The 22962-nt window shown below is 56.2% G+C and carries 15 protein-coding genes and 3 tRNA genes; 7 read left to right on the forward strand and 11 right to left on the reverse strand.

Translation table 11 applies throughout. The annotated features are described in order from the left end of the window. Positions 1 to 92 precede the first annotated feature (92 nt). Positions 93 to 848: a flap endonuclease Xni gene (gene xni / locus ACWKXX_RS17630; RefSeq protein ID WP_086626077.1), complete on the forward strand. Its 756-nt coding sequence runs from the start codon at positions 93 to 95 to the stop codon at positions 846 to 848. Between the two features lie 57 nt (positions 849 to 905). On the opposite strand, the gene rlmM is transcribed toward xni, so the two are convergent. From rlmM to ACWKXX_RS17650, 4 genes are all read right to left on the reverse strand, one after another. Next, positions 906 to 2006, reverse strand: coding sequence for a 23S rRNA (cytidine(2498)-2'-O)-methyltransferase RlmM (gene rlmM, locus ACWKXX_RS17635; RefSeq protein WP_045340018.1), 1101 nt, complete (start codon positions 2004 to 2006; stop codon positions 906 to 908). Next, entirely contained in the window at positions 1999 to 2394 is a 396-nt protein-coding gene (locus tag ACWKXX_RS17640) for a DUF423 domain-containing protein (protein WP_003862756.1), read from the reverse strand. Before ACWKXX_RS17640 ends, rlmM begins: the two co-directional genes overlap by 8 nt. A 39-nt stretch (positions 2395 to 2433) precedes the next feature. Beyond that, positions 2434 to 3351, reverse strand: a complete 918-nt coding sequence (gene gcvA, locus ACWKXX_RS17645; protein WP_003862758.1) for a glycine cleavage system transcriptional regulator GcvA — start codon at positions 3349 to 3351, stop codon at positions 2434 to 2436. A gap of 350 nt (positions 3352 to 3701) precedes the next feature. Continuing rightward, on the reverse strand, positions 3702 to 3929 hold the full coding sequence (locus ACWKXX_RS17650) for a YgdI/YgdR family lipoprotein (RefSeq protein WP_003862759.1): 228 nt from the start codon (positions 3927 to 3929) through the stop codon (positions 3702 to 3704). Positions 3930 to 4120: 191 nt separating this feature from the next. Here ACWKXX_RS17650 and csdA point away from each other — a divergent pair, with 191 nt between their 5' ends. Both csdA and csdE read left to right on the forward strand, forming a co-directional pair. Then, positions 4121 to 5326, forward strand: a complete 1206-nt coding sequence (gene csdA / locus ACWKXX_RS17655) for a cysteine desulfurase CsdA (RefSeq protein ID WP_045338404.1) — start codon at positions 4121 to 4123, stop codon at positions 5324 to 5326. Further along, positions 5326 to 5772, forward strand: coding sequence for a cysteine desulfurase sulfur acceptor subunit CsdE (gene csdE, locus ACWKXX_RS17660; RefSeq protein WP_017382839.1), 447 nt, complete (start codon positions 5326 to 5328; stop codon positions 5770 to 5772). The genes csdA and csdE overlap by 1 nt, the downstream gene beginning before the upstream one ends. Here the strand turns inward: csdE and tcdA are convergent. Next, positions 5763 to 6569, reverse strand: coding sequence for a tRNA cyclic N6-threonylcarbamoyladenosine(37) synthase TcdA (gene tcdA / locus ACWKXX_RS17665; protein WP_006811804.1), 807 nt, complete (start codon positions 6567 to 6569; stop codon positions 5763 to 5765). The two genes, csdE and tcdA, sit on opposite strands and share 10 nt — an antisense overlap. A 75-nt stretch (positions 6570 to 6644) precedes the next feature. Next, the gene (mltA, locus tag ACWKXX_RS17670; RefSeq protein ID WP_015571742.1) at positions 6645 to 7742 is read right to left on the reverse strand and encodes a murein transglycosylase A; all 1098 of its coding nucleotides are present in this window, start codon (positions 7740 to 7742) and stop codon (positions 6645 to 6647) included. Between the two features lie 208 nt (positions 7743 to 7950). On the opposite strand from mltA, the gene ACWKXX_RS17675 reads away from it, so the two are divergent. From ACWKXX_RS17675 to ACWKXX_RS17685, 3 genes are all read left to right on the forward strand, one after another. Then, positions 7951 to 8027 (forward strand) — tRNA-Met (locus ACWKXX_RS17675). A 44-nt stretch (positions 8028 to 8071) separates the two neighbouring features. Further along, positions 8072 to 8148: transfer RNA gene (locus ACWKXX_RS17680), tRNA-Met, on the forward strand. 44 nt (positions 8149 to 8192) lie between these two features. Continuing rightward, a tRNA-Met gene (locus ACWKXX_RS17685) sits at positions 8193 to 8269 on the forward strand. 89 nt (positions 8270 to 8358) lie between these two features. Here ACWKXX_RS17685 and amiC read toward each other — a convergent pair. Beyond that, complete coding sequence (gene amiC, locus ACWKXX_RS17690) at positions 8359 to 9612, reverse strand: N-acetylmuramoyl-L-alanine amidase AmiC (RefSeq protein ID WP_017382840.1); 1254 nt, start codon at positions 9610 to 9612, stop codon at positions 8359 to 8361. 227 nt (positions 9613 to 9839) lie between these two features. On the opposite strand from amiC, the gene argA reads away from it, so the two are divergent. Then, positions 9840 to 11171 carry an amino-acid N-acetyltransferase gene (argA, locus tag ACWKXX_RS17695; protein WP_015571744.1) on the forward strand — a complete coding sequence of 444 codons (1332 nt, stop codon included), beginning with the start codon at positions 9840 to 9842 and terminating at the stop codon, positions 11169 to 11171. Positions 11172 to 11204: 33 nt separating this feature from the next. Here argA and recD read toward each other — a convergent pair whose 3' ends face one another. From recD to recC, 4 genes are all read right to left on the reverse strand, one after another. After that, positions 11205 to 13025, reverse strand: coding sequence for an exodeoxyribonuclease V subunit alpha (gene recD, locus ACWKXX_RS17700; protein ID WP_261666041.1), 1821 nt, complete (start codon positions 13023 to 13025; stop codon positions 11205 to 11207). Then, a complete protein-coding gene (gene recB, locus ACWKXX_RS17705) occupies positions 13022 to 16564 on the reverse strand; it encodes an exodeoxyribonuclease V subunit beta (protein ID WP_284329616.1) in 3543 nt (1180 codons plus the stop codon). Before recB ends, recD begins: the two co-directional genes overlap by 4 nt. Beyond that, on the reverse strand, positions 16561 to 19443 hold the full coding sequence (ptrA, locus tag ACWKXX_RS17710; protein ID WP_261666040.1) for a pitrilysin: 2883 nt from the start codon (positions 19441 to 19443) through the stop codon (positions 16561 to 16563). Before ptrA ends, recB begins: the two co-directional genes overlap by 4 nt. A gap of 139 nt (positions 19444 to 19582) precedes the next feature. After that, on the reverse strand, positions 19583 to 22957 hold the full coding sequence (gene recC / locus ACWKXX_RS17715) for an exodeoxyribonuclease V subunit gamma (RefSeq protein ID WP_261666039.1): 3375 nt from the start codon (positions 22955 to 22957) through the stop codon (positions 19583 to 19585). Between the last annotated feature and the right edge of the window lie 5 nt (positions 22958 to 22962).

Here is a 22962-nt window from a genome sequence, read left to right on the forward strand (position 1 = left end):
TTGCGAGGCTTCTTCCTGTTTTCGCCACCATTCATAGTTTCATGCTGCGCTCAGTGTTACCCTTCACCTATCAGACAGAAGGGAGATTATCTGTGGCCGTTCATTTGCTTATCGTCGATGCACTTAACCTGATTCGCCGTATTCATGCGGTACAGGGCCCCCCCTGCAAGGACACCTGTTTACACGCGCTGGAGCAGCTCATTCGCCATAGCGAACCCACCCACGCTGTTGCCGTATTCGACGATGAAGCACGCAATACCGGCTGGCGGCACCAGCGCCTGCCGGACTACAAAGCCGGACGTGCGCCGATGCCGGACGATCTGCACGCAGAAATGCCCGCTATCCGCGCGGCCTTTGAGCAGCGCGGCGTTCCGTGCTGGGGCGCCCACGGTAATGAGGCTGACGATTTAGCCGCAACGCTGGCGGTTAAAGTCGCGAGCGCCGGGCATCAGGCGACTATCGTTTCAACCGACAAAGGCTACTGCCAGCTGCTCTCTCCAACGATCCGCATCCGGGACTACTTTCAAAAACGCTGGCTGGACGCGCCATTCATTGCCAGCGAGTTTGGCGTATCGCCTGAGCAACTGCCGGATTACTGGGGGCTGGCGGGGATCAGCAGCTCTAAAGTGCCGGGTGTCGCCGGTATTGGACCCAAAAGCGCCGCACAGCTGCTGACGGAGTTTCAGAGTCTGGAAGGAATTTACGCCAGGCTTGATGAAGTGCCGGAAAAATGGCGCAAAAAGCTGGAGGCGCATAAAGAGATGGCGTTTATCTGCCGGGAGGTGGCGACGCTACAGACGGATTTACAGCTGGACGGGAATTTACAGCAGTTAAGGTTAGAACGTTAAAACAACTACACGATTTTGTAGGCCCGGTAAGCGCAGCGCCACCGGGCGTTACAAACGTTATCGCTCGTCGCGACGCCCACCCACTGCCGCCCACCAGCGACGGATATGGACCGTCACTTCTTCGCGGTCGTGATAAAGCTGACGCGCCTGGATTTCCGCGTTAATCCCGTGTTCGTCCAGCTGCTGCTGAATATAGGCCAGGTTCTGCGACACCTCTTCGTAGCGCTTTTTCATCGGCAGCTTGAGGTTGAAAATCGTCTCACGACACCAGCCGTTCACCAGCCATGAGGCCATCAGCGCCGCGACTTTCGCCGGTTTTTCTACCATGTCGCACACCATCCAGGAGATGTTGTTGCGGTTCGGGCGATAGCGGAAGCCGTCCTCACGCAGCCAGGTGACCTGCCCGGTATCCATCAGGCTTTGCGCCATAGGGCCGTTATCCACAGACGAAACCCACATATTGCGTTTCACCAGCTGATAGGTCCAGCCGCCCGGGCACGCGCCAAGGTCGATGGCATACATGCCGTTTGCCAGACGTTCGTCCCACTCGTCCGCCGGGATAAAGACGTGAAACGCCTCTTCCAGCTTCAGGGTTGAACGGCTCGGCGCATCTGCCGGGAAGCGCAGACGCGGGATCCCCATAAAGAACGGCGAATTATTGGTGGTATACGAGTAGCCGGCGTAGCAACATCCTGGCGCAATAAAGAAGATATGCACGACCGGGCGCTTTGGCGTTTCGTAGTTTGTCAGCACACCCGCATCACGCAGCGCCGCGCGCAGCGGCACGGTGAACTTACGGCAGAACTTCATCAGCTCTTTGCTTTCGTTGGTGTCGGCCACTTCCACGCGCAAATCGCCGCCCTTCTCCACCACACCCTGCAACAGGCCAACAATCGGCGTGATGCGATCTTCCGGCGGAAGATCTTTCAGCAGTTCGCCCGCGACAAACATCTGACGGGCGAAAATCAATGAGCTGAACGGCAGTTCGCGCGCCAGCTTGTCGGCATCATCAGGCTGATAGCATTCAAATACCACATAGCCCGCGTTCTCTTTGACGCGAGCGAATCCGAAGACTTCACGCTTCGCCGCTTTATCGGTGATTTCCGCGGCGCACTCTTTCTCAAACCCCGGGCGACAATATAAAACAACCTTATTCATGAACAACGCCCTTGCGTTTCAGACGGATAGCTCCGATAAACATTAACACCCAACCCGCCAGGAAGCTGACGCCGCCGACAGGTGTAACAAACGCCCACAGGCGTAAATGCGACAGCGCCAGACAGTAAAGACTGCCGCTGAACAGTACGGTACCCAGCGCCAGAAAGACGCTGCTCCAGTAAAACCAGATGCTGATGCGGCGCTGCATCGCCACCGCCAGCCCAAAAATTGCCAGCGTGTGGAACGCCTGATATTCAAGGCCGGTCTGGATCCAACCCATCTCCACAACGCCCAGAGATTTGCTTAAGACATGCGCGCCAAACGCGCCCAGAGCTACAAAAATAAAGCCACTCACCGCGGCGAAAATCAGCATGAATCGGCTGGTCATGTTTAAGTCCTGAATTGATGCGTGCCCGGCACACAAACGTTATTGTTCATACCTGAAGCGGAATTTTTCTTGCTCGCTTGCCGCTTTCGCCAGTATCCACTGCCGGAAAGCGGCTATTTTACCCAGTTCTGCCTGACTGTCATGACAAACCAGATAAAATGCATTCTTGCTGACCAGTACATCGTTAAATGGGCAAACCAGACGGCCTGCCTCAATTTCGGACTGCGCCATAACGTTGTTTGCCAACGCCACGCCCTGCCCGTGAATGGCAGCCTGTAGCACCATCGCGCTGTGGCTAAAAATGGGCCCCTGCTGCACGTTTATATGATTAAGACCTAACTGGCGGGTATAAGTTTGCCAGTCGCGACGCGAAGCATCGTGCAAAAGCGTATGTTGCGCCAGATCGGCGGGCGTTTTGAGCGCTTTATCCCCCGTCAGCAGCAGCGGTGAACAGACCGGCAACAGATATTCTGCGTATAATTTTTCCACACGCAAGCCCGGCCAGTTACCGCGACCGTAAAAAATCGCCACGTCCACATCATCTGCCAGCTTGTCTTCCTGACGGTCCACCGCCTGGATTCGGACATCGATTCCCGGATAAGTTGAGTTAAAGCTTGAGAGTCGCGGCACCAGCCACTGAATGGCAAAACTGGGCAATAAACTCACAGTCAGAGCGCCTTTTGCGCTCCGGGCCTGAAGCTTGCGAGTGGCTTCCGTCAGCTGGGAAAAAATCTCTTTAATATCCTGAAAATAGCTCTGCCCCTCTTCGGTCAACAGCAACGAACGGTTGCGTCGACGGAACAGCTTAAGCCCCAGAAAATCCTCCAGAGACTTGATTTGATGACTTACTGCGGCCTGTGTCACAAAAAGCTCATCGGCTGCGCGGGTGAAGCTGAGGTGGCGTGCTGCTGCATCAAAAACACGTAATGCATTAAGGGGTGGCAATCGCTTGGACATGGTTATCTGGCTTAGATGTTAACGAGATTTAACATATAGGAAACAACGTTTAACCTATTAGTTTTTTTTATCTGAGCCATTATAATTTGTCCGTTGAGGAACTACCAGCAAATACCTATAGTGGCGGCACTTCCTGAGCCGGAACGAAAAGCTTTTTTTGGAATGCGTGTTCTGAAGGGCTTTTGGCTTACGGTTGTGATGTTGTGTTGTTGTGTTTGCAATTGGTCTGCGATTCAGACCACGGTAGCAACGCTACCAATTTTTCACTTCCTGTACATTTACCCTGTCTGTCCATAGTGATTAATGTAGCACCGCCAACTTGCGGTGCTTTTTTTTCGCTTATCTAACTATTAATGCTCGATTTCCTTCATCTCTTTCACGTCAGTGCGATTGATCTGCTGTTTGTTCCCGTTAGCATCTTTGTATGAAATCATCCCGGTATCATTATCGGTTGTCGGTTTCCCTTCAGAGACGATAGATCGACCATCGTTGGTATGCATTACGTAGTTATTTCCAGAACAGGCGCTCAGGGCAAAGGTCAACGCACAGGCAGAAATGATTGCAGCTGTCTTTTTCATGTTTATCTCCTTTAGCAATTAATGCTATTCAAACCTCGATTTATAACAGGCTAAAACATCCGCCTAACACTATTTAGCATAACCTGCTTTTTCAGACTCGCCAGGATAAGCAGACAAATCTGATAGATATCAACTTCCTTGCCCTGCCGATGAATTTGCGCGACGATCGTAGAATCGATATGAGGAATTCCATGAACGCTTTCAGTCCTGCGCAGTTTCGCGCACAGTTTCCTGCGCTGGCCGATGCCGGCATTTATCTTGATAGCGCCGCCACGGCCCTTAAACCGCAGGCGGTGATTGAGGCAACCCGCCAGTTTTACAGCCTGAGCGCCGGGAACGTGCACCGCAGCCAGTATGCCGACGCGCAGCGCTTAACGGCGCAATACGAAGCCGCACGGGATCAGGTCGCGCGCCTGATCAATGCTGACAGCGGTAAGAACATCGTCTGGACGCGGGGCACCACAGAGGCCATTAACATGGTGGCGCAATGTTACGCGCGTCCGCTATTGCAGCCCGGGGATGAGATCATCGTCAGCGAGGCGGAACACCACGCCAACCTGGTACCCTGGCTGATGGTGGCCGAACAAACCGGGGCACGGGTTGTAAAGCTCCCGTTGGGTGCGGACTTCCTGCCTGACGTGGCGCGTCTGCCTGAGCTGATTACGCCGCGCAGCCGTATTCTGGCGCTGGGGCAGATGTCCAACGTCACCGGCGGCTGCCCGGATCTGGCGCGTGCCATTGAGATTGCCCATGCCAGCGGCGTGGTGGTGATGGTCGACGGTGCGCAGGGTGTGGTGCATTTTCCGGCTGACGTTCAGGCGCTGGATATCGACTTCTATGCCTTCTCAGGACACAAATTGTACGGGCCAACCGGTATCGGCGCGCTGTACGGCAAACCTGAACTGCTGGCCCGGATGACGCCGTGGCTCGGCGGCGGCAAGATGATTACCGAAGTCACCTTCGACGGTTTTAAAACGCAGGATGTGCCCTACCGCCTGGAAGCCGGTACCCCAAACGTGGCCGGGGTTATCGGTCTGAGCGCAGCGCTCGAATGGCTGGCAGAAACGGACGTGGTTCAAGCTGAAAGCTGGAGCCGGGGTCTGGCGACGCTGGCGGAAGAAGAACTGAAAAAACGTCCGGGTTTTCGCTCGTTCCGCGTCCAGGACTCCAGCCTGCTCGCCTTTGATTTCGCGGGCGTGCACCATAGCGACATGGTGACGTTGCTTGCCGGATACGGCATTGCCCTGCGTGCCGGACAGCACTGCGCCCAGCCGCTGCTGGCGGCTATTGGCGTGAGCGGTACCCTGCGCGCCTCGTTTGCACCGTACAATACAAAAAGTGACGTCGATGCGCTGGTTTCCGCCGTCGACCGCGCCCTGGAATTACTGGTGGATTAATGACAAGTTCAGCTTTAGCCGGGCACCCGTTCGGCACCGTTATTACTGAAGAGACGTTAAAACAGACCTTCGTCCCGCTCACGCAGTGGGAAGATAAATATCGTCAGCTGATCCTGCTGGGTAAACAGTTGCCCACGCTGTCAGACGAGCTGAAATCACAGGCGAAGGAGATCGCAGGCTGCGAGAACCGCGTCTGGCTTGGGTTTAGCGTATCCGGAGAGAAACTGCATTTCTTCGGCGACAGCGAGGGACGCATTGTTCGCGGTCTGCTGGCGGTGCTGTTGACCGCAATCGAAGGGAAAAGCGCCGCAGAGCTGCTGGCGCATTCTCCGCTGGCGCTGTTTGATGAGCTGGGACTTCGCGCGCAGCTTAGCGCCTCGCGCGGTCAGGGACTGATTGCGCTAAACGACGCGGTACTGGATGCCGCCCGTCAGGCTCAGGCCTGACGTTCCGCCTTCGCCATCATCTTCTTCAGGGCGTGAGAGACCGCCACAAAGCCGAAGGAGGCGGTCACCATGGTGGCCGCTCCAAACCCTGAGGCACAATCCATCCGCTTTGGCCCTTCCGCCGTGCTTTTCATTGCACAGACCGAACCATCCGCCTGCGGATAAACCAGCGCTTCTGTCGAGAACACACAGTCCACGCCCAGCTTGCCTTTGCTATTTTTCACCACGTTGAAGTCGCTTTTTAAGCGCTCGCGCAGCTTAGCGGCCAGCGGATCCTGAATGGTTTTCGCCAGATCCGCCACCTGGATCTGCGTCGGATCAATTTGTCCACCCGCGCCGCCCGTTGTCACCAGCGGCACCTTGTAACGACGACAGTAAGCGATCAGCGCCGCTTTTGGCCGCACGCTGTCGATGGCATCAATCACATAGCTGTAGCCTTTGCTCATGTACTCCGCGACGTTATCTGCCGTCACAAAGTCGTCGATCACCGTCACCCTACACTCCGGGTTGATGAGACGAATACGCTCCGCCATCACCTCGGACTTCGCCAGACCGACGTTATCACGCAGGGCGTGGATCTGACGGTTAGTGTTAGTGACGCAGACGTCATCCATATCAATCAACGTAATTGCGCCAATGCCGGTTCTCGCCAGCGCTTCTGCCGCCCACGAACCCACACCACCAATGCCCACCACGCAGACATGCGCATCCGCGAACAGTTGCAGGGCTTTTTCACCATATAACCGTGCCGTGCCGCCGAAACGCTGGCGCCAGGCATCGCTGATTACCACAGACATAAAACCTCAGATGTAAAAAGGGTGAGGTATTCCTCACCCTGAACCGTAATCCGTCTTGCCCTCAGAATACCACAATCAGCCGCTGAATACGTTTCCGGTACCCGGCGCTGCCTTCAGCACCCACACGCGTCCGTAGTGGTTATACCAGCCTGCACGATGGCCGGCATCCGGGCCGATGCCCTGATAAATGTCGAAGTGCTGGCCTTTGATCGCCCCACCCACGTCCAGCGCCACCATCAGGCGTAATTCATACTTGCCATTGAATTTGCCGTTGTTGTCGAGGAGTGGAACTTCCGCCAGCAGCGTAGTACCTGCCGGGATAATCGAACGATCCGATGCCACAGAAGCGCGGCCAATCAGCGGGACGGCGCTCGCCCCTTTCACCGGCGCAAAGTTCTGCGGTTTGAAGAAGACAAACGATGGGTTCTGCTCAAGCAGCTCACGCACTTCCGCTTCGCTGTGTTTTTCGCCCCACTCGCGGATCGCCTGCATCGACATATCTTCTCGTTTCACTTCGCCACGGTCGATGAGCACCTTACCGATGCTGCGATAGGCATGGCCATTTTTCCCGGCGTAGCTAAAGAAGTTCAGCGGCGAGCCGTCGCCAAAATCAATATAGCCGCTGCCCTGCACGTCCATAATGAAGTTGTCCATCAGGGAGTTGCTGTAGGCCAGCACGTAATTTTCGCTCAGCGCGCCAGCGTAGATCTCGGCGCGGGACGGCAGACGACCGCGTTTCGGCGGCATACGGTAAATGGGATACTGGAACTCGCCCTGGCGTGTGTGTCGCGCCTGGACAACCGGGGTGTAGTAACCGGTAAACTGGACGTTACCGTAGTTATCCGCCCCCTCCATCTGCCAGGCATCGATACCAAACTGGCGCATATTGCGGGTATCACCGCCTGCACGCAGCCAGTCCTGCACGGCGCTATAGACGTTGTTCTGCGAACCGTATAAACGCGGAGAAGCAGTGCGGATCTGGTAGACCTGCTCGGAGAAGTCTCCGGCATTGATCGGAGCGCCCACGGCGTCTGGCTGGTTAACTAAAGAGAAAGGCTGGGATAACTTCCCGTCTTTATACTGTTGACCGCGATCGGTCGGTTTGGAAGAGCAGGCCGCAAGAATCGCCACCATTGCGCCTGTCATCAGATACTTCGCCCAACGTCCTTTCATTATATCTCGTCTTTTAGTTGCCCAATTCCGCGAGATGAAGATAACAAACCCACCGTGTTAATGAAATGCAATCGCCTTCCCTTTGGCAAATTCTGCACAAAAAATAGTCCAAAGTGGCTTTTGCCGTTCATTTTGCATACAAAATAATGAATTATGTGAAAAAGGGGTTGCATCACAAACCTATCCGAGTATAGTGCGCTTCCACGGACGCGGGGTGGAGCAGCCTGGTAGCTCGTCGGGCTCATAACCCGAAGGTCGTCGGTTCAAATCCGGCCCCCGCAACCAATTAAAATTTGATGAAGTATCTTCTACGACTGTAGAAAGACGGACGCGGGGTGGAGCAGCCTGGTAGCTCGTCGGGCTCATAACCCGAAGGTCGTCGGTTCAAATCCGGCCCCCGCAACCAATCAAATTTGAAGAAGTAAGTTTCTACAAGTGTAGAAAGACGGACGCGGGGTGGAGCAGCCTGGTAGCTCGTCGGGCTCATAACCCGAAGGTCGTCGGTTCAAATCCGGCCCCCGCAACCAACACTTCTTAAAACAATAAACACCCTGAAGGGTGTTTTTTTGTATCTGGCGTTTGTGAAAATGCCGGGCATGATACCCGGCTTAATGCCCTACCCCCGCCGCGCCAGCGTTTCCCCGTCTGAGAAGTAGGCCCGGATCCCCGCCAGAATCGACTCCGCCACTTCCTGCTGGAATTTAGCCGTCTTGAGCTTACGTTCCTCTTCCACGTTACTGATAAACGCGGTTTCGACCAGAATGGATGGAATATCTGGCGCTTTCAGGACCGCAAATCCGGCCTGCTCGACGCTGTTTTTGTGCAGCTTGTTGACCCGGCCCAGCTTGCCCAGCACTGCTTTACCAAACTTCAGGCTGTCGGTAATGGTCAGCGACTGCACCATATCAAACATCGTATGGTCGACGTAACGGTCGCCACTTTTGCTCACGCCACCGATTAAATCCGAGGCGTTCTGCGTGTCCGCCAGGTATCTCGCGGCGGTACTGGTCGCCCCTTTCGTTGACAGGGCAAACACTGAAGATCCACTCGGCTGGCGGCTGGTGAAGGCATCCGCGTGAATAGAGACAAACAGATCCGCGCGCTGCTTTTGCGCTTTTGCCACGCGGACCTTCAGCGGGATAAAGACATCTTCGTTGCGCGTCATGTAGGCGCGCATATTGCCCTCTTTGTCGATCAAGGCCTTCAGACGACGGGCAATTTGCAGCACCACATCTTTTTCGCGGGTGCGATATTTCCCGACGGCGCCGGAATCTTCTCCGCCGTGGCCAGGATCGAGCATGATCACAATCGGGCGATCGCGCCCCGCCTTACCCGGCTGTGGGCCACTTTGCGCTGGCGGAACCTGGCTGTCGAGATCGCCTTTGTTGTAATCCTCAAGTAATGCCAGGAGCGGATCCTGAATATCCGTCGCATTCGCCGGATAGAGATCCATCACCAGACGCTCCTTAAAGGCGGCTACAGGCGCAAGGGCAAAGAGCTGAGGTTTCACGTTCTGCTTCAGCTCAAACACCATGCGCACGGTTTGCGGATCGAACTGCCCGACGCGCGCCGATTTGATAAACGGATCGTCGCCACGGATCTGAGCTGCCATGCCTTTAAGCACGGAGTTGAGGTTCACACCTTCGAGATCAACCACCACACGTTCAGGATTGCTGAGGGCAAATTGCTTGTATTTCAGCACGCGATTGGACTCGACCGTCACGCGCGTATAGGTCGACGACGGCCAGACGCGCACCGCGACTACCTGGCTTGTGGCGGCAAGACCCACCTGGCTGACGCTAAGCAACCACATCGCCCCGGCCCCTTTTAACAGGCGGCGGCGGCTTATTGCTGAATTGGATCCCGACATGCTTCTCCCGAGCAAGAAATCTGATTGATGAACAAAACGCCCAAATTGACCGAAAACTTTAACGAATGACGCATAAACTGTCATCTATAAAAGGGTAAACAATCATACGTTAACGCACGGATTACTTATTATTTTCTGTGGGTCGCAGAAAATTTAGGCTTGCACACGCGGCCACAATCGAATAAAAATACAGAAATTACGAATAAACATTCACAAAGGGTTGTGTCATGGTTAAGGAACGCAGAACCGAACTGGTCCAGGGATTCCGCCATTCTGTTCCCTATATCAACACCCATCGGGGAAAAACGTTTGTCATCATGCTTGGCGGCGAAGCCATTGAGCATGAAAACTTTTCCAGCATCGTCAATGATATCGGCCTGCTGCACAGCCTCGGCATCCGTCTGGTGGTGGTGTATGGCGCACGTCCGCAAATTGAAGCCAACCTGGCCGCCCATCACCATGAGCCGATCTACCACAAACACACGCGCGTGACGGATGCGAAAACCCTCGAGCTGGTCAAACAGGCGGCGGGTCTGTTGCAGCTCGATATCACCGCCCGCCTGTCGATGAGCCTGAACAATACGCCGTTGCAGGGCGCGCACATCAACGTGGTGAGCGGCAACTTTATCATCGCTCAGCCGCTCGGCGTGGACGATGGCGTGGACTACTGCCACAGCGGCCGCATCCGCCGTATTGATGAAGAAGCCATTCACCGCCAGTTAGACAATGGCGCGATCGTTCTGATGGGCCCTGTTGCCGTCTCCGTAACGGGTGAAAGTTTTAATCTGACCTCAGAAGAGATTGCCACCCAGTTGGCCATCAAGCTGAAAGCGGAAAAAATGATCGGCTTTTGCTCCTCACAGGGTGTCGTGAACGATGAGGGCGTGATTGTGCCAGAACTTTTTCCGAATGAAGCCCAGGCGCGCGTCGAAGCGCTGGAAGCAGAAGGCGATTACTATTCCGGTACCGTGCGTTTTCTGCGCGGCGCCGTTAAAGCGTGCCGTAGCGGGGTGCGCCGCAGCCACCTGATCAGCTATCAGGAAGACGGCGCGCTGTTGCAGGAGCTGTTCTCCCGTGACGGGATCGGTACGCAGATCGTCATGGAGAGCGCCGAGCAGATCCGCCGTGCCACCATCAACGATATCGGCGGCATTCTGGAGCTGATCCGTCCGCTGGAACAACAGGGCATTCTGGTTCGCCGATCCCGCGAGCAGCTGGAGATGGAGATCGACAAGTTCACCATCATTCAGCGGGATAACCTGACCATTGCCTGTGCGGCGCTTTATCCGTTCCCGGAAGAGCAGATTGGCGAAATGGCGTGCGTCGCCGTGCATCCTGATTACCGTAGCTCCTCACGGGGGGAGCTGCTGCTTGAACGCGTGGCGGCACAGGCGCGCCAGATGGGTCTGAGCAAGCTGTTCGTGCTTACCACGCGCAGCATTCACTGGTTCCAGGAGCGCGGCTTCACGCCGGTGGATATTGATTCCCTGCCGGAAAGTAAGAAAGAGATGTACAACTACCAGCGCCGCTCGAAGGTGTTAATGGCGGACCTGGGATAACAGTCACCCTCTCCTGCTGGAGAGGGCGTTCACTCAGACAGATTCAAATATCGCGCTTAATCCGCTTCTGCGCTCGGTACGAGTGGCAATCGCCTGACACAACACGCGCTCATCCGCATACAGTGAAAGACGCTGGCGCGCACGGGTAATGGCGGTGTAGACCAGCTCGCGGGTCACAACCGGCGACAGCTGTGTCGGCAGGATCAGCGCCGCATGGTTGAACTCGGAGCCCTGAGATTTATGTACCGTCATCGCCCATGCCGTTTCATGCTCTGGCAGGCGGCTGGGCTGGACGGACTTCACGCTACCGTCCGGTAGCTGGAACCAGACGCGCAGACCGTTACCGCGATCGAGCGCAATGCCGATATCCCCGTTGAACAGCCCCAGCGCACTGTCGTTGCGGGAGATCATCACTGGCCGGCCCTCATACCATCGCGAATGCAGCTGACGGTTAATTTTGCGTTTCTGCACCAGCAGCTGCTCCAGCCTGTCATTCAGGCCCGCGACGCCAAACGGCCCTTCCCGCAATGCGCACAGAAGCTGGTATTCGCCAAATGCGGCGATGACCTGCCCGGGCTGACTGCGCTGCTGCACGCAGCTCAGAAAATGCTGGTATCCCTGGAGAGCCTCCGCAAGCATAGCCTGATACTCTTCCCCGCTTTGCAGCGATTTCTTTTCAATGTCAGTGAAGGAACCGTCAAACACCGTGCGCGTGGCGTGCCTGTCGCCACGGTTGACCGCCGCAGCCAGTTGGCCGATGCCGGAGTCGCTACCGAAACGGTAGCTTTTTTGCAGCAGGCACAGGCTGTCACGCAGTGCGCCCGCGATCGGCGTGTGATCGGGTTCAAGCGAGCAACCGGTCAGACGGGCGAGCTCCTGCGCCCGCGCGGCGGTATAACCGTAACTGGCGTAGGTACAGATATCTCCCAGCACCGCCCCGGCTTCTACAGAGGCGAGCTGGTCGCGATCGCCCAGGAAAACCACGCGCGCATGGGGTGGTAGCGCATCGATCAGGCGCGACATCATGGTCAGGTCGATCATGGAGGCTTCATCCACCACCAGCACGTCCAGATGCAGCGGATTGCCCGCATGGTAGCGCAGCCGCTGGCTACCCGGCTGCGCGCCGAGCAGACGGTGCAGAGTACTTGCTTCACCCGGGAAAAGCGCAAGCTGCTCCTCGGTGAGCGGCAGCCGTTGCATCGCACCGCCCAGTGATTCGGTCAGACGCGCCGCGGCCTTCCCGGTGGGCGCCGCCAGACGAATACGGCATCGCTGCTCGCCTGAAAGCTGTATCAGGGCTGCCAGCAGCTTTGCGACGGTCGTTGTTTTCCCCGTTCCCGGGCCGCCGGATATCACCGAGATCCGCCGCGTCAGGGCGACGGCTGCCGCCACTTTCTGCCAGTCTGTGGCCTCACCGGAGTCAAACAGCCTGTCCAGCGTCTGGCGAAGCTGTGCTTCGTCGCAGGGAAGCGGCGCATTGGTCTCACTAAAGAAACGCGCTACCGTCAGTTCGTTTCGCCACAGGCGGTTCAGGTATAAGCGCTCCCCCGTCAGGATCAGCGGTGCCTGGTTGTCTCCCGGCCCGACGGCTGACGATTCACGCAAGATTTTCTGCCAGTCCACCCTTTCCCCCAGCAGCGCAAAGCAGGACTGGAGGACAGGCGGCATTTTCTCGTCAACCACCAGACGCGAGAGCGGCAGACACACATGCCCCTCTCCGGCGTCTTTACTCAACAGGGCAGCGGCAAGCATCACGGCGGGCTGGTCAGCGGCAATCATCATGGCAAACTGCACGTCCAGCTGACGCAGCACGCGTTGCTCTACCGCATCCAGCAATAAGTCCTGCATCGTCATGCCATCTCCTCCGTGTTTGCTGCAAACAGGTTATCCATTTTATTAATCAATTCCGCATCCGGACGAGTACTGAAGATCCCGGAGCGCGGATCGGCAGCGTCGACCCCGCGCAGGAACAGGTAGATGACGCCGCCAAAATGATCGTCGTAGCGGTAATCCGCAATACGGTGGCGCAAATAGCGGTGCAGCGCCAGGGTATAGAGCTGATATTGCAGATCGTAGCGATGCATTTGCATGGCGGCCGCCATCGCCTGCTGGGTATAGGCTTCGCTGTTCTCGCCCAGCCAGTTTGATTTGTAATCCAGCAGGTAGTACCGTCCTTCGTGACGGAAGACCAGGTCGATAAACCCTTTCAGCATGCCCTGCACCTGACGGAAGTTCAGCGGCGGGCAACCGGCTGAGAGCGGATCGTACTGACGGATAAGCGCATCGAGCGCGTCGGCCTTAAGCGGGCCTGCGACGGGCAGATAAAACTCCATCTCAACCTGCTTATTTTTGGCCGTTAACTGGCGAAGAGAGAAGCCCTGCGCCGTCAGCGGCGCCTGCAAAATGGCGTTGATCCAGTCAGTGAGAACGGGCTGCCAGTGCGCGTCATAGCCTCCGCTCTGCAACATCTTCAGCACCCACTCCTCACTGACAGGCTGGGTGAAATCAAGCTCTTCAAAAAGGCTGTGCAAAAAGGTGCCCGGCGACGCGCCGCGTGGGAACTGATGCGGAGTTAACGTCGGTTCAACCGGAACATCGCCCACCCCTGCGGCATCCACGTCCAGCTTCGGCATGAGATCCTGCGCAATACTTTGCCCGTGCTGTTGCAGGCCAGAATAGCTGGTGACGCGCCAGTCGTCGGCAAGCACCCGTGTGATCTGGCGCGCGTTAAGATCGGTCGCGGGCTCTTGCGCCATTTCCCAGCGGCTGTTGTCTGGCAGAGAAGGGATATGCAGGGCGATATCGTCTCCGCAAAGCGACTCAATACAGAGGCGCAACCCCGCCGCATCTTTCGGCTCACCACGCTGAATAAGCCGCCCTAACGCGCTTAAATGGAAATCGCTCTCCCCTGTTTTCTCCCCGCGACGGCGGAAAACCGGCGCGACGCCCAGGCTGCAATGCCAGACAGAACGGGTCAGCGCCACGTAAAGCAGGCGCAAATCCTCCGCCAGACGCTCCGCTTCCGCCAGCTCAACGCTGGTTTCCGCCTTGCTGAGATCGAGCACCGCATCGAAAGTCTCGCGATCATGATAATAGGCCTGATCCTGAACGCGGTAGTTGGCGATAAAGGGCAGCCAGACCAGCGGATACTCGAGACCTTTCGATTTGTGAATGGTGACGATTTGCACCAGATGCTTATCGCTCTCAAGACGCATCTGCTGGCTTGAGGCGTTACTGTTTGGATCCGCGATTTGCTGCGCCAGCCAGCGCACGAGGGCATGTTCACTTTCAAGCTGGGTGCCGGCTTCCTGCAACAGTTCGCTGATGTGTAAAATATCGGTAAGACGCCTTTCACCGCCGGATGACGCCAGCATATTTTCGGCAATCTGACGCCGCGTCATCAATTCGCGCAGCATCGCCATGACGCCGCGTTTTTGCCAGCGTTCACGGTAATGGACAAACTCTTCCACCACCGCATCCCATGCGTTTTCGTCATGGTTGAGCTCATCTATATCGCGCGCGTTCAACCCCAGCATAGAGCTGGCCAGCGCGCTTCGAAGCGTATTTTCGCGCTCCGGGGCCAGCACCGCCTGAAGCAGCCAGAGCATTTCCTGGGCTTCCAGCGTGTCGAACACGCTGTCGCGGTTAGAAAGATACACTGACGGAATATCCAGCAGCGTTAGCGCATCGCGGATTAGCGCCGCTTCCTGACGACTGCGCACCAGCACGGTAATATCAGAGGCTTTAACAGGATTCGCCTGTTCCCCCTTCCACAGCAGCGCCTCGCCGCGCGCGCCTGCGCTCAGCCAGTCACGGATTTGCGCGGCGCAGTGCTGGGCCATCGCCGCCTGATAGTCGGCAACCCCATAGCCTTCCCCTTCCAGCAGCCAGAAGGTCATGGCGGGTTGCACCGCGCTACTGACTTCGAAGCGCAGGGATGCGTTTTTTGGGGCGGATTTCACCGGCAGGAAAGGGATTTCATTGAACATGAACGCCGTCTCCATACGGCTGAACAGCGCATTGACGCTCTTAACCATCCCCGGCGCGGAACGCCAGTTAGTGTCTAACGTGTAATGCGCGACAACCTCACTACGGGCTTTCATATAAGTGAAGATATCTGCCCCACGGAAGGCGTAAATCGCCTGTTTAGGGTCGCCTATCAACAACAGGGCAGTGTCGGGCTGCTGTCGCCAGATGCGGCGAAAAATGCGGTACTGCTGAGGGTCGGTGTCCTGAAATTCGTCAATCATCGCCACCGGAAAACGGGTACGGATCGCGCTGGCGAGCGCTTCACCATTCTCGCTGGACAGCGCCTCGTCCAGGCGGCTCAGCATGTCATCAAACCCCAGCTCGCCCCGGCGACGTTTTTCGCGCGCGACGGCCTGGCGGATCTCCGTCATGGCGCGTGTGATCATCAGGTCATTGAGCGTTAATGGCTCCGCAAGCAGCGCATCAATCGCCACAAACAGGGAATGCTCAGGCACAATGCCGTCGGCTTTGGTTCGCTCAGTCAAAAAGCGCTGCGAAAATTTTTCCAGCGCGTCCGGAAGCTGGTAGCCCCGCGTCTCCTCCTGGGCCCAGGCGCTGATCTTTTCGATCCACTTCCCCTGGTTCCCACGGTTGAACTTGCGTCTGTCGATGCCTGAGTTTTCGATGATTGTATCGATTTCACCAACCGACTCATTCCACTTCTGCTTAAGCGCGGCAATTTTAGCGACGATCTTTTCATGGCGCGAGGCCAGCGTTTCATCGGCAGGCGGCGGAGATTTAATGACCGGCGCTTCGCCTTGCAGGTAACGGTCGATAGCGCGAAGAAGCTCTTCCGGACCTTTCCACAGGGCGTGAACAGCTTCGGCAATGTCGCGCTGCAACGGATAACAGTGACGACGCCAGAAATCCGCACAGGCCTGATAGCGAAGCTCGGATTCATCTTCAATAAGCTGCTGCTCAAAGAGCATGCCGGATTCAAACGCATTCAGGCTCAGCATGCGCTGACAAAAACCGTGAATGGTGAAAACGGACGCTTCATCCATTTGCCGCTCGGCCAGCAGCAGCCATTGCGCAGCCTGTTGCTTATCCGCAATCTCGTCCAGCAGGCTGGCATAGAGGGGGTTATCCGTCGTCTGACGCAGACAGGCGATGCGCAGCTCATGAATGTTGCTGCGAATACGGCCACGCAGCTCGGCAGTGGCCGCTTCGGTGAAGGTTACCACCAGCAGCTCTTCCACGCTTAACGGGCGCGAAAAAGCGGCGTTGCCGCCGAGCCCCAACAGCAGACGCAGATAGAGCGCGGCGATGGTATAGGTTTTTCCCGTTCCCGCTGAGGCTTCAATCAGTCGCTCACCCTGTAGAGGTAAACTTAGGGGATCAAGCGGCTCAGCGGTATGGGTCATTCTTTCTTACTCCAGGGCATAGTTTGTTGCAGCGCGCTGACGCTCTTCCAGACGGTCCACTCTTTTGATTTTACGTAGTCCGTTTTCCCGTTCTGGCTGCCAGAAACCTGAGACAGGATGGCCATACCCTGCGGTTTTACTACCGCCTGATGGAAGAAATCGGCAACCTTTTGTGGCGTCAGCTGTTTTATTTCGGCCACTATTTTATCACGCGAATCAAATTTCATATTACCGCGATCAAAATCTTTGCTCAGCTGCGAGGCCTCTTCACCCAGCGTCTGCGGCGGCTGCATCACCTGGGCGATAACCGCCTGCTGGATCTGGGCAAACTCTTCCGGCTTCATGGCGCGCAGTTTTGCTTCCGCCTGCGGGAAGAACGCCTGATAACGTTGCCACAGGTAAGCGGGTTGCTTGTCGCTGCTTTGCAGAAGGAAGCCCAGCCCCCACTGACGGCCCACATTCATGGAGAAAGCGAACACCGCATAGCCCAGCTGCTCTTCGGTGCGCAGCTGGTTGTAAAACCACGGCTGAATAATTTGACCAAGCACCGCACTCTGGGCTGAGCTTGTAAATTCGTCATAACCGACAGGGACAAACACCGCGGCCAGCGCGGAATCCGTGCTGCTTCCCGCTTTTTCGAAGATCACGTTCTGTTTTTTCTCTACCAGCACATCCTGGTTACGGCACCACTCATCGCCTTTTGAACCCAGTTGCTCACGGACGTTTTGCGCCAGCGTTTTAGCCTGATCTTCGCTCATATTCCCTACAATCAGGAACTCAGGACGGGTATTGGTTTTCAGCGCATCACGGTAAGCCAGCACCTCTTTTAAGGTGACTGAGGGCAATAACGCGCGGCGATCTTCGCGCTGGAAGTACGGAATTTGCGACAGCATCTGTGCTGGCATAATCGCCTGATCGTAGGCTTTACCCTTCTCGGCAGAATCCATCATCTGGGCATACCAGGACTTAGCCTGCTCGAGCTGTTCTTCCGTAGGCGTATAGCTGAAATAACCGTCCAGCAGCGCCTGGAACAGCTGCGGCAAACGCTGGGTGAAGCCGTTGGCATTCACCATCAGGCCGTTATTGGCGTTGGTGGAGAAACTGATACCACCAACGGCAGCCTGGTTGCTGAGCTGATCGAGAGCAATACCGGCCAGATAATCGTTAAGCGCAAACAGCACCTGGTTTCTGGCGCTGTCCATTGCTTTGGGGTTACGCAGCACCACGCTAACATCCGCTTTTGGCTCGTCGGCGAAATAGCGGCTTGGGGTGTAGACCACGCGCAGCGTCGGCTCATCAACAATCAGCTCCGGGTGCGGATACGCCTTTGCGGGTTTGATCAGCGAGAAATCGTCCGGGATGTAGGGGTTAAGTTCCGGTAACGTCAGCGCAATTTCCCCCGCCTTTTTCTGCCAGCCCGCGAAGGTCTGTTCGCTGATTTTTTCAACCTGATACGGGGCATCAACGAAGTAGGCCATTTTGTTATGCGGTTCGTTCGGGCTGATATACCAGACGCGGGCATTCTGCGGAGTCATCATCGCCAGACGCGCTTTGAGCGCTCCGGCGTCATACTGGTCGGCAATATTTACCGCATCCAGCGTATGTTCCACCGGCACGCGGATCATGGTATCTGCCAGCCACTCAACGTAGTCCATATCACGCGTGATAGAGGGATAGCGGAAATCGAGATCCAGCACGTGCGCCAGCTCGTCAAAGTAGCGTTTATCGACGCCTTTATCGCGCAGCAGAGAGAGGTAACTGAAAATGGCCGCAACGACGTCGTCCCGGTGAGCCAGCCCTTTATCGGTCAGCGTCGCGGAGATGGCCAGCACGCCGCTATTCCCATTTACAACGGGATCGGAGTCAGCGCGAATACCTTCCACCAGCCCCTGCTTTTGCAGCCAGTCGGAGAGCGTACCCGGGCTGCGGTTGCCGATAAGATACGTCACCAGCTCGTCGGTTTTGCTGCGGAACTGCGCCGTGTTGTTATCAATACGGAATTCAACGCGTAACACCTTGCGCGGCAAGGCCGGCACATAGTGAATAACAATGCCTTTTTGCGCGTCCGTGACAACCGGCACGTTAATCTGCGGCAGATCGATATTTTTATTTGGCACCCTGCCGTAGGTCTGCGCGGCCATGTTTGCCAGCGTCGGCAACGGTTTATTGCTGTAGATAACCGCTTTCATCAGATTGGCGGAATAGTATTTTTCACGAAACGCATGCAGCGCATCGAGCACCGGGCTACCTGGCTTGTCGCTCAGCGTTTCAAGGTTGCCGCCTGAGAAGCGCGAACCCGGGTGCGCCGGATTGATGGTTTCAGCGCTAACCTGCGCCATGCGCATACCGTCTCGCGTGCGCGCCATCGTCAGTTCGGCGTTCACGGCATTACGTTCACGGTCAGCGTATTTTTTATCCAGCAGCGGTGCGGCGATGGCATCCGCCAGACGGTCCACCGCCCCATCAAGCGCATCATTTTCCACTTCCAGGTAAAACGCGGTGCGATACGGCGCGGTACTGGCGTTGTGGCTGCCGCCATGCATTTTCAGAAATTCGGACAGGCTGTCAGGCTGTGGGTATTTTTTAGAGCCCATCAGCGTCATGTGCTCAAGGTAGTGCGCCAGTCCAGGATGGGCGTCAGGATCTTCCAGCGAACCCACCGGCACAACCAGCGCGGAGAGCGATTTCACCGCCTGAGGATCGGAAACCAGCAGCACGGTCATCCCGTTATCAAGACGAATCGCCTGATACTCACGGGTGTCCTTATCGCTCTTACGGATTGTTTCCTTGACAGGTTGCCAACCGGAATCGGCCTGAGTGACGGGAGCCCAAAGGGCGATAAACAAAACAAACGCTTTGAACAAGGTGCTGCCTGGCATTACGACCTCTTTATCACGGCTACATCATTAACAACGTGCGTGCTGGACACGCCAGCATCTCTTTCTTTGGGTACATCAGTCCGTGATAAGTGGTGCATCATAAATGAACACCTCATACTGCGCAATTTTTATACAGCACTCAGGACTGATTAAATTTGAACAACGGTAACAGGTAGCGTTGCGCCTCCTGGGTGATAATGTCGAAATATTCTGGCTCCAGCGTTCGCCATAAACGTTGATACCAGACATCATCACCTTCGCCACGTACCATCATGTTCCCTTCGTAGGCCTGCAAAAACTTGCTGCGCGCTTTCTGGAGCGAAGCCTCATCCGTTAACATGGCATCATTCTGCGCGTCGTAACAGGCTTTTATCCACGCCCCCCCACTTTCAGGCAGCAAAAGCAGAGGTTTGTTCATGCCCTGACGGTAACCTTCAATATAAAGCGACAGATACGTCAACGCCTGCTCAGGCTCCATCGGCGGGAAACGCCATTCGCCGTCCTTACGTACAAACAACCGGCTTTCACCTTCGTGACCACTCGCACTGTAGACAAGATGTTCGAGCCAGAGTTGCAGGCCATGTGAAACGCTGAGCATGGATGGCCGCCAGCGCAGCAGCCCGTCAGACTGCACGTGCGTGAGCCAGCCGCTGAGGTGCATACCGTTACAATCGAGATCGATTTCAATGCTGCTCGCCGGCTGCCGACACGCGATAACGCGGTCAGCAAGCGCTCGCATCTCCTCGCACTGGGCATCCCAGACGATTTCGCCGAATGCACCATACGGAAGTAATCCCGACGCCCTGTAACGTCGGAACAGTTTACTGGCGTCTTCTTCGTCAACCAGCGCATTCAGAAGCTGGGAATTAAGCTTAAAACGCTCCAGCCCATCAAGAATAAACGGTTCCGCATCGGGGATTTCGCTCTCTTCAGAGCGGAAATTCACCTGCAAGCGTTGCTGGAAAAAAGCCCGGACCGGGTGCGCCCAAAAACGCTGTAGCTGCTCAAACGAGAGGGTATCTATGACGCGCGGCTCGAGCGTCTGAATAAAATCGGTTTGCGGCGTCCCCGCTTTCTTCGCGGCGGGAAGCCACTCGCGGGCGTAGCTTTGCAGTTCATCAGGAACGTAATTGACAGGATCAAACGGCATACGGCTATGGTGACAGGTGATATGCGCTATCACCCGACGTTCGCTTTCGTCGCAGTTGCAGGCTTCATCGCCCGGCAGATAGTGACTCTGTCCGATGTAATCCACCAGCTCCTGCACCAGCACAGACGGGAAACGCTCGCTGTTGTCCTGAATTGAACGACCGATATAGCTGATATACAGCCTGCTTTGCGCAGACATCAGCGCCTCAAGAAAGAGATAACGGTCATCATCGCGGCGGCTGCGGTCGCCCCGCTTCGGTTGTGCGCTCATGAGATCAAAACCCAGAGGTGGAAGCGCACGCGGATAAATACCGTCGTTCATGCCAAGCAGACAGACCACTTTGAACGGGATTGAACGCATTGGCATCAGGGTACAAATATTCACCGGCCCCGCAAGGAAGCGCTGGCTGATGCGCTCCTGATCGAGACGTTGCGTCAGCTCATCACGCAGAAGCGAAAGAGGAACCGCCTCGTGATAGTGCGAATTAACCCCCTCATCAACGATGGCCTGCCACTGCTTCTCGATAAGCGCCATGGCGGCTTCAGTTTCGCTGTCCGGCAGGAAGAAATCATTCAGCATTTCACGGCAAACTGGCAGCCACTCTTCGAGCGGGCGGGGCTGCATCAACGCACGGCGCCAGCGGTTGAGCTGCATAAGCAGCGAGGCTAAGTGACCAACCAGTTCCGCGATCAACCCACTGGATTCATCGTACGGCAGCACGTCATTCCATTCGCCGTGGATGCTCTCCATCGCATACCCCAGCAGCATGCGCGTCAGGCCAAACTGCCAGGTATGCTGGCCGGTCGCAGGGAGTTCGAACTCCTGGACGTTATCATCGTCGATACCCCAGCGGACACCGGATTCGTTGACCCACTGGCGCAGATAGCGCAACCCCTCTTCGTTAATGTTGAAACGTGCGGCCAGAACTGGCACATCCAGCAGTGCCAGCACATCCTCAGAGATAAACCGGCTATCAGGCAGCGAAAGCAGGCTGATAAAGGCCTGTAGCGCCGGGTGTGACTGACGAGCGCGACGGTCAGAGATTGCGTAGGGCAGATAGCGGTCGCCCGTTGCGCTGCCAAATACCGCCTGAATAAACGGGCTGTAGCTGTCGATATCCGCCACCATCACCACGATATCGCGCGGTGTCAGGGTTGGATCGTCCTGTAACATGGCCAGCAGGCGGTCATGAAGAATTTCAACTTCACGCTGTGGGCTGTGGCAAACGTGGATCGCGATACTGCGATCGTCAGGATCCAGTTTTCGCTTCTTGTCGCTTCGCGCAAACTCTTCGGCAGTGATCCCGGCAACGGCACGGTTTTCCAAATCCAGAATATCAAGCTGAATATTGTGCAGCAGGCTGTCCGGCGTAATATCCGCAAACGCATCCACATCCCCTTCTCCCGAGGAGGTGATTTCAGAAAGCAGATAAATATAGTCGCGTCCGAGCTTGCCCCACGAGGCAAGCAGCGGGTTCGGCAGGTTCTGAATCCCTTCTTCATCAAAAAGCTGCGCCGCGTTTTCACTGTCTTTAAACAGCGGCACGGCGCGCTCTTCAAAGAGGCGCTTTCTCTGGCGGGTGACCAGCCGTGAAAGCCAGCGCGGATCCTGAATATCCCCCCAATAGTGTCGACACGGGTTGGTAAAGAGGATATGGATATCAGTGTGCTTACCGAGCGCTTTTAGCGCGTTCAGGTAGACAGGCGGCAGCGCGGAGATACCGCAAATGAACACGCGTGACGGCAAACGGGCTGGCCGTTCTGCGCTGTTCTCAAGTATTGAGATAAAGCGATCGTACAGGTTAGCACGGTGCCACTTAGGCTGACCGAGTTTCCCGGTATGCTCGACCAGCGCTTTCCAGAGCGGCGCCTGCCAGATTTGCGCTTCCGGTAACCCATCGACTAATTCTCCCGCTTCCCAGCGAATCAGCCAGTCTGCACGGTAAACCAGATACTGGTCATAAAGGTCGGCAGTACGTGAGGCCAGCTGGAAAAGTTTACGCTTGTCGGTGTCGTCATTCAGATAGTGCCGCAGCATGGCAAACTCATCATGCGCCAGCATGTCCGGCAGCAGCGTCATCAGTTTCCAGGCCATGCTTTGTTTGTTGAAGGCGCTCTGCTCAGGGATATCCGGCAGGACGCGAACAAACATCTCCCAGATAAAGCTCGCGGGCAGCGGAAAATCGATGTTCGCCGCAATGCCAAATTTCTGTGAAAGGGACATTTGCAGCCACTGCGCCATACCGGTGCTCTGCACCAGCACCATTTCTGGCTCAAACGGATCGTCAAGACGCTCTTGCTCAACGATATACTCCATCAGTGCTTCCAGCACATCCAGACGATTTGAGTGGTAAACCCTTAGCATAAACG

The sequence above is a fragment of the Enterobacter sp. UPMP2061 genome (assembly GCF_053709615.1).

Coding starts and splice junctions, on each gene's coding strand:
- ACWKXX_RS17650 (WP_003862759.1), bottom strand. CDS start 3,929: ATGAAAAAGACAGCTGCAATCATTTCTGCCTGTGCGTTGACCTTTGCC.
- ptrA (WP_261666040.1), bottom strand. CDS start 19,443: ATGCCAGGCAGCACCTTGTTCAAAGCGTTTGTTTTGTTTATCGCCCTT.
- amiC (WP_017382840.1), bottom strand. CDS start 9,612: ATGTCGGGATCCAATTCAGCAATAAGCCGCCGCCGCCTGTTAAAAGGG.
- recB (WP_284329616.1), bottom strand. CDS start 16,564: ATGACCCATACCGCTGAGCCGCTTGATCCCCTAAGTTTACCTCTACAG.
- gcvA (WP_003862758.1), bottom strand. CDS start 3,351: ATGTCCAAGCGATTGCCACCCCTTAATGCATTACGTGTTTTTGATGCA.
- mltA (WP_015571742.1), bottom strand. CDS start 7,742: ATGAAAGGACGTTGGGCGAAGTATCTGATGACAGGCGCAATGGTGGCG.
- csdA (WP_045338404.1), top strand. CDS start 4,121: ATGAACGCTTTCAGTCCTGCGCAGTTTCGCGCACAGTTTCCTGCGCTG.
- rlmM (WP_045340018.1), bottom strand. CDS start 2,006: ATGAATAAGGTTGTTTTATATTGTCGCCCGGGGTTTGAGAAAGAGTGC.
- argA (WP_015571744.1), top strand. CDS start 9,840: ATGGTTAAGGAACGCAGAACCGAACTGGTCCAGGGATTCCGCCATTCT.
- tcdA (WP_006811804.1), bottom strand. CDS start 6,569: ATGTCTGTGGTAATCAGCGATGCCTGGCGCCAGCGTTTCGGCGGCACG.
- csdE (WP_017382839.1), top strand. CDS start 5,326: ATGACAAGTTCAGCTTTAGCCGGGCACCCGTTCGGCACCGTTATTACT.
- recC (WP_261666039.1), bottom strand. CDS start 22,957: ATGCTAAGGGTTTACCACTCAAATCGTCTGGATGTGCTGGAAGCACTG.
- recD (WP_261666041.1), bottom strand. CDS start 13,025: ATGACGATGCAGGACTTATTGCTGGATGCGGTAGAGCAACGCGTGCTG.
- ACWKXX_RS17640 (WP_003862756.1), bottom strand. CDS start 2,394: ATGACCAGCCGATTCATGCTGATTTTCGCCGCGGTGAGTGGCTTTATT.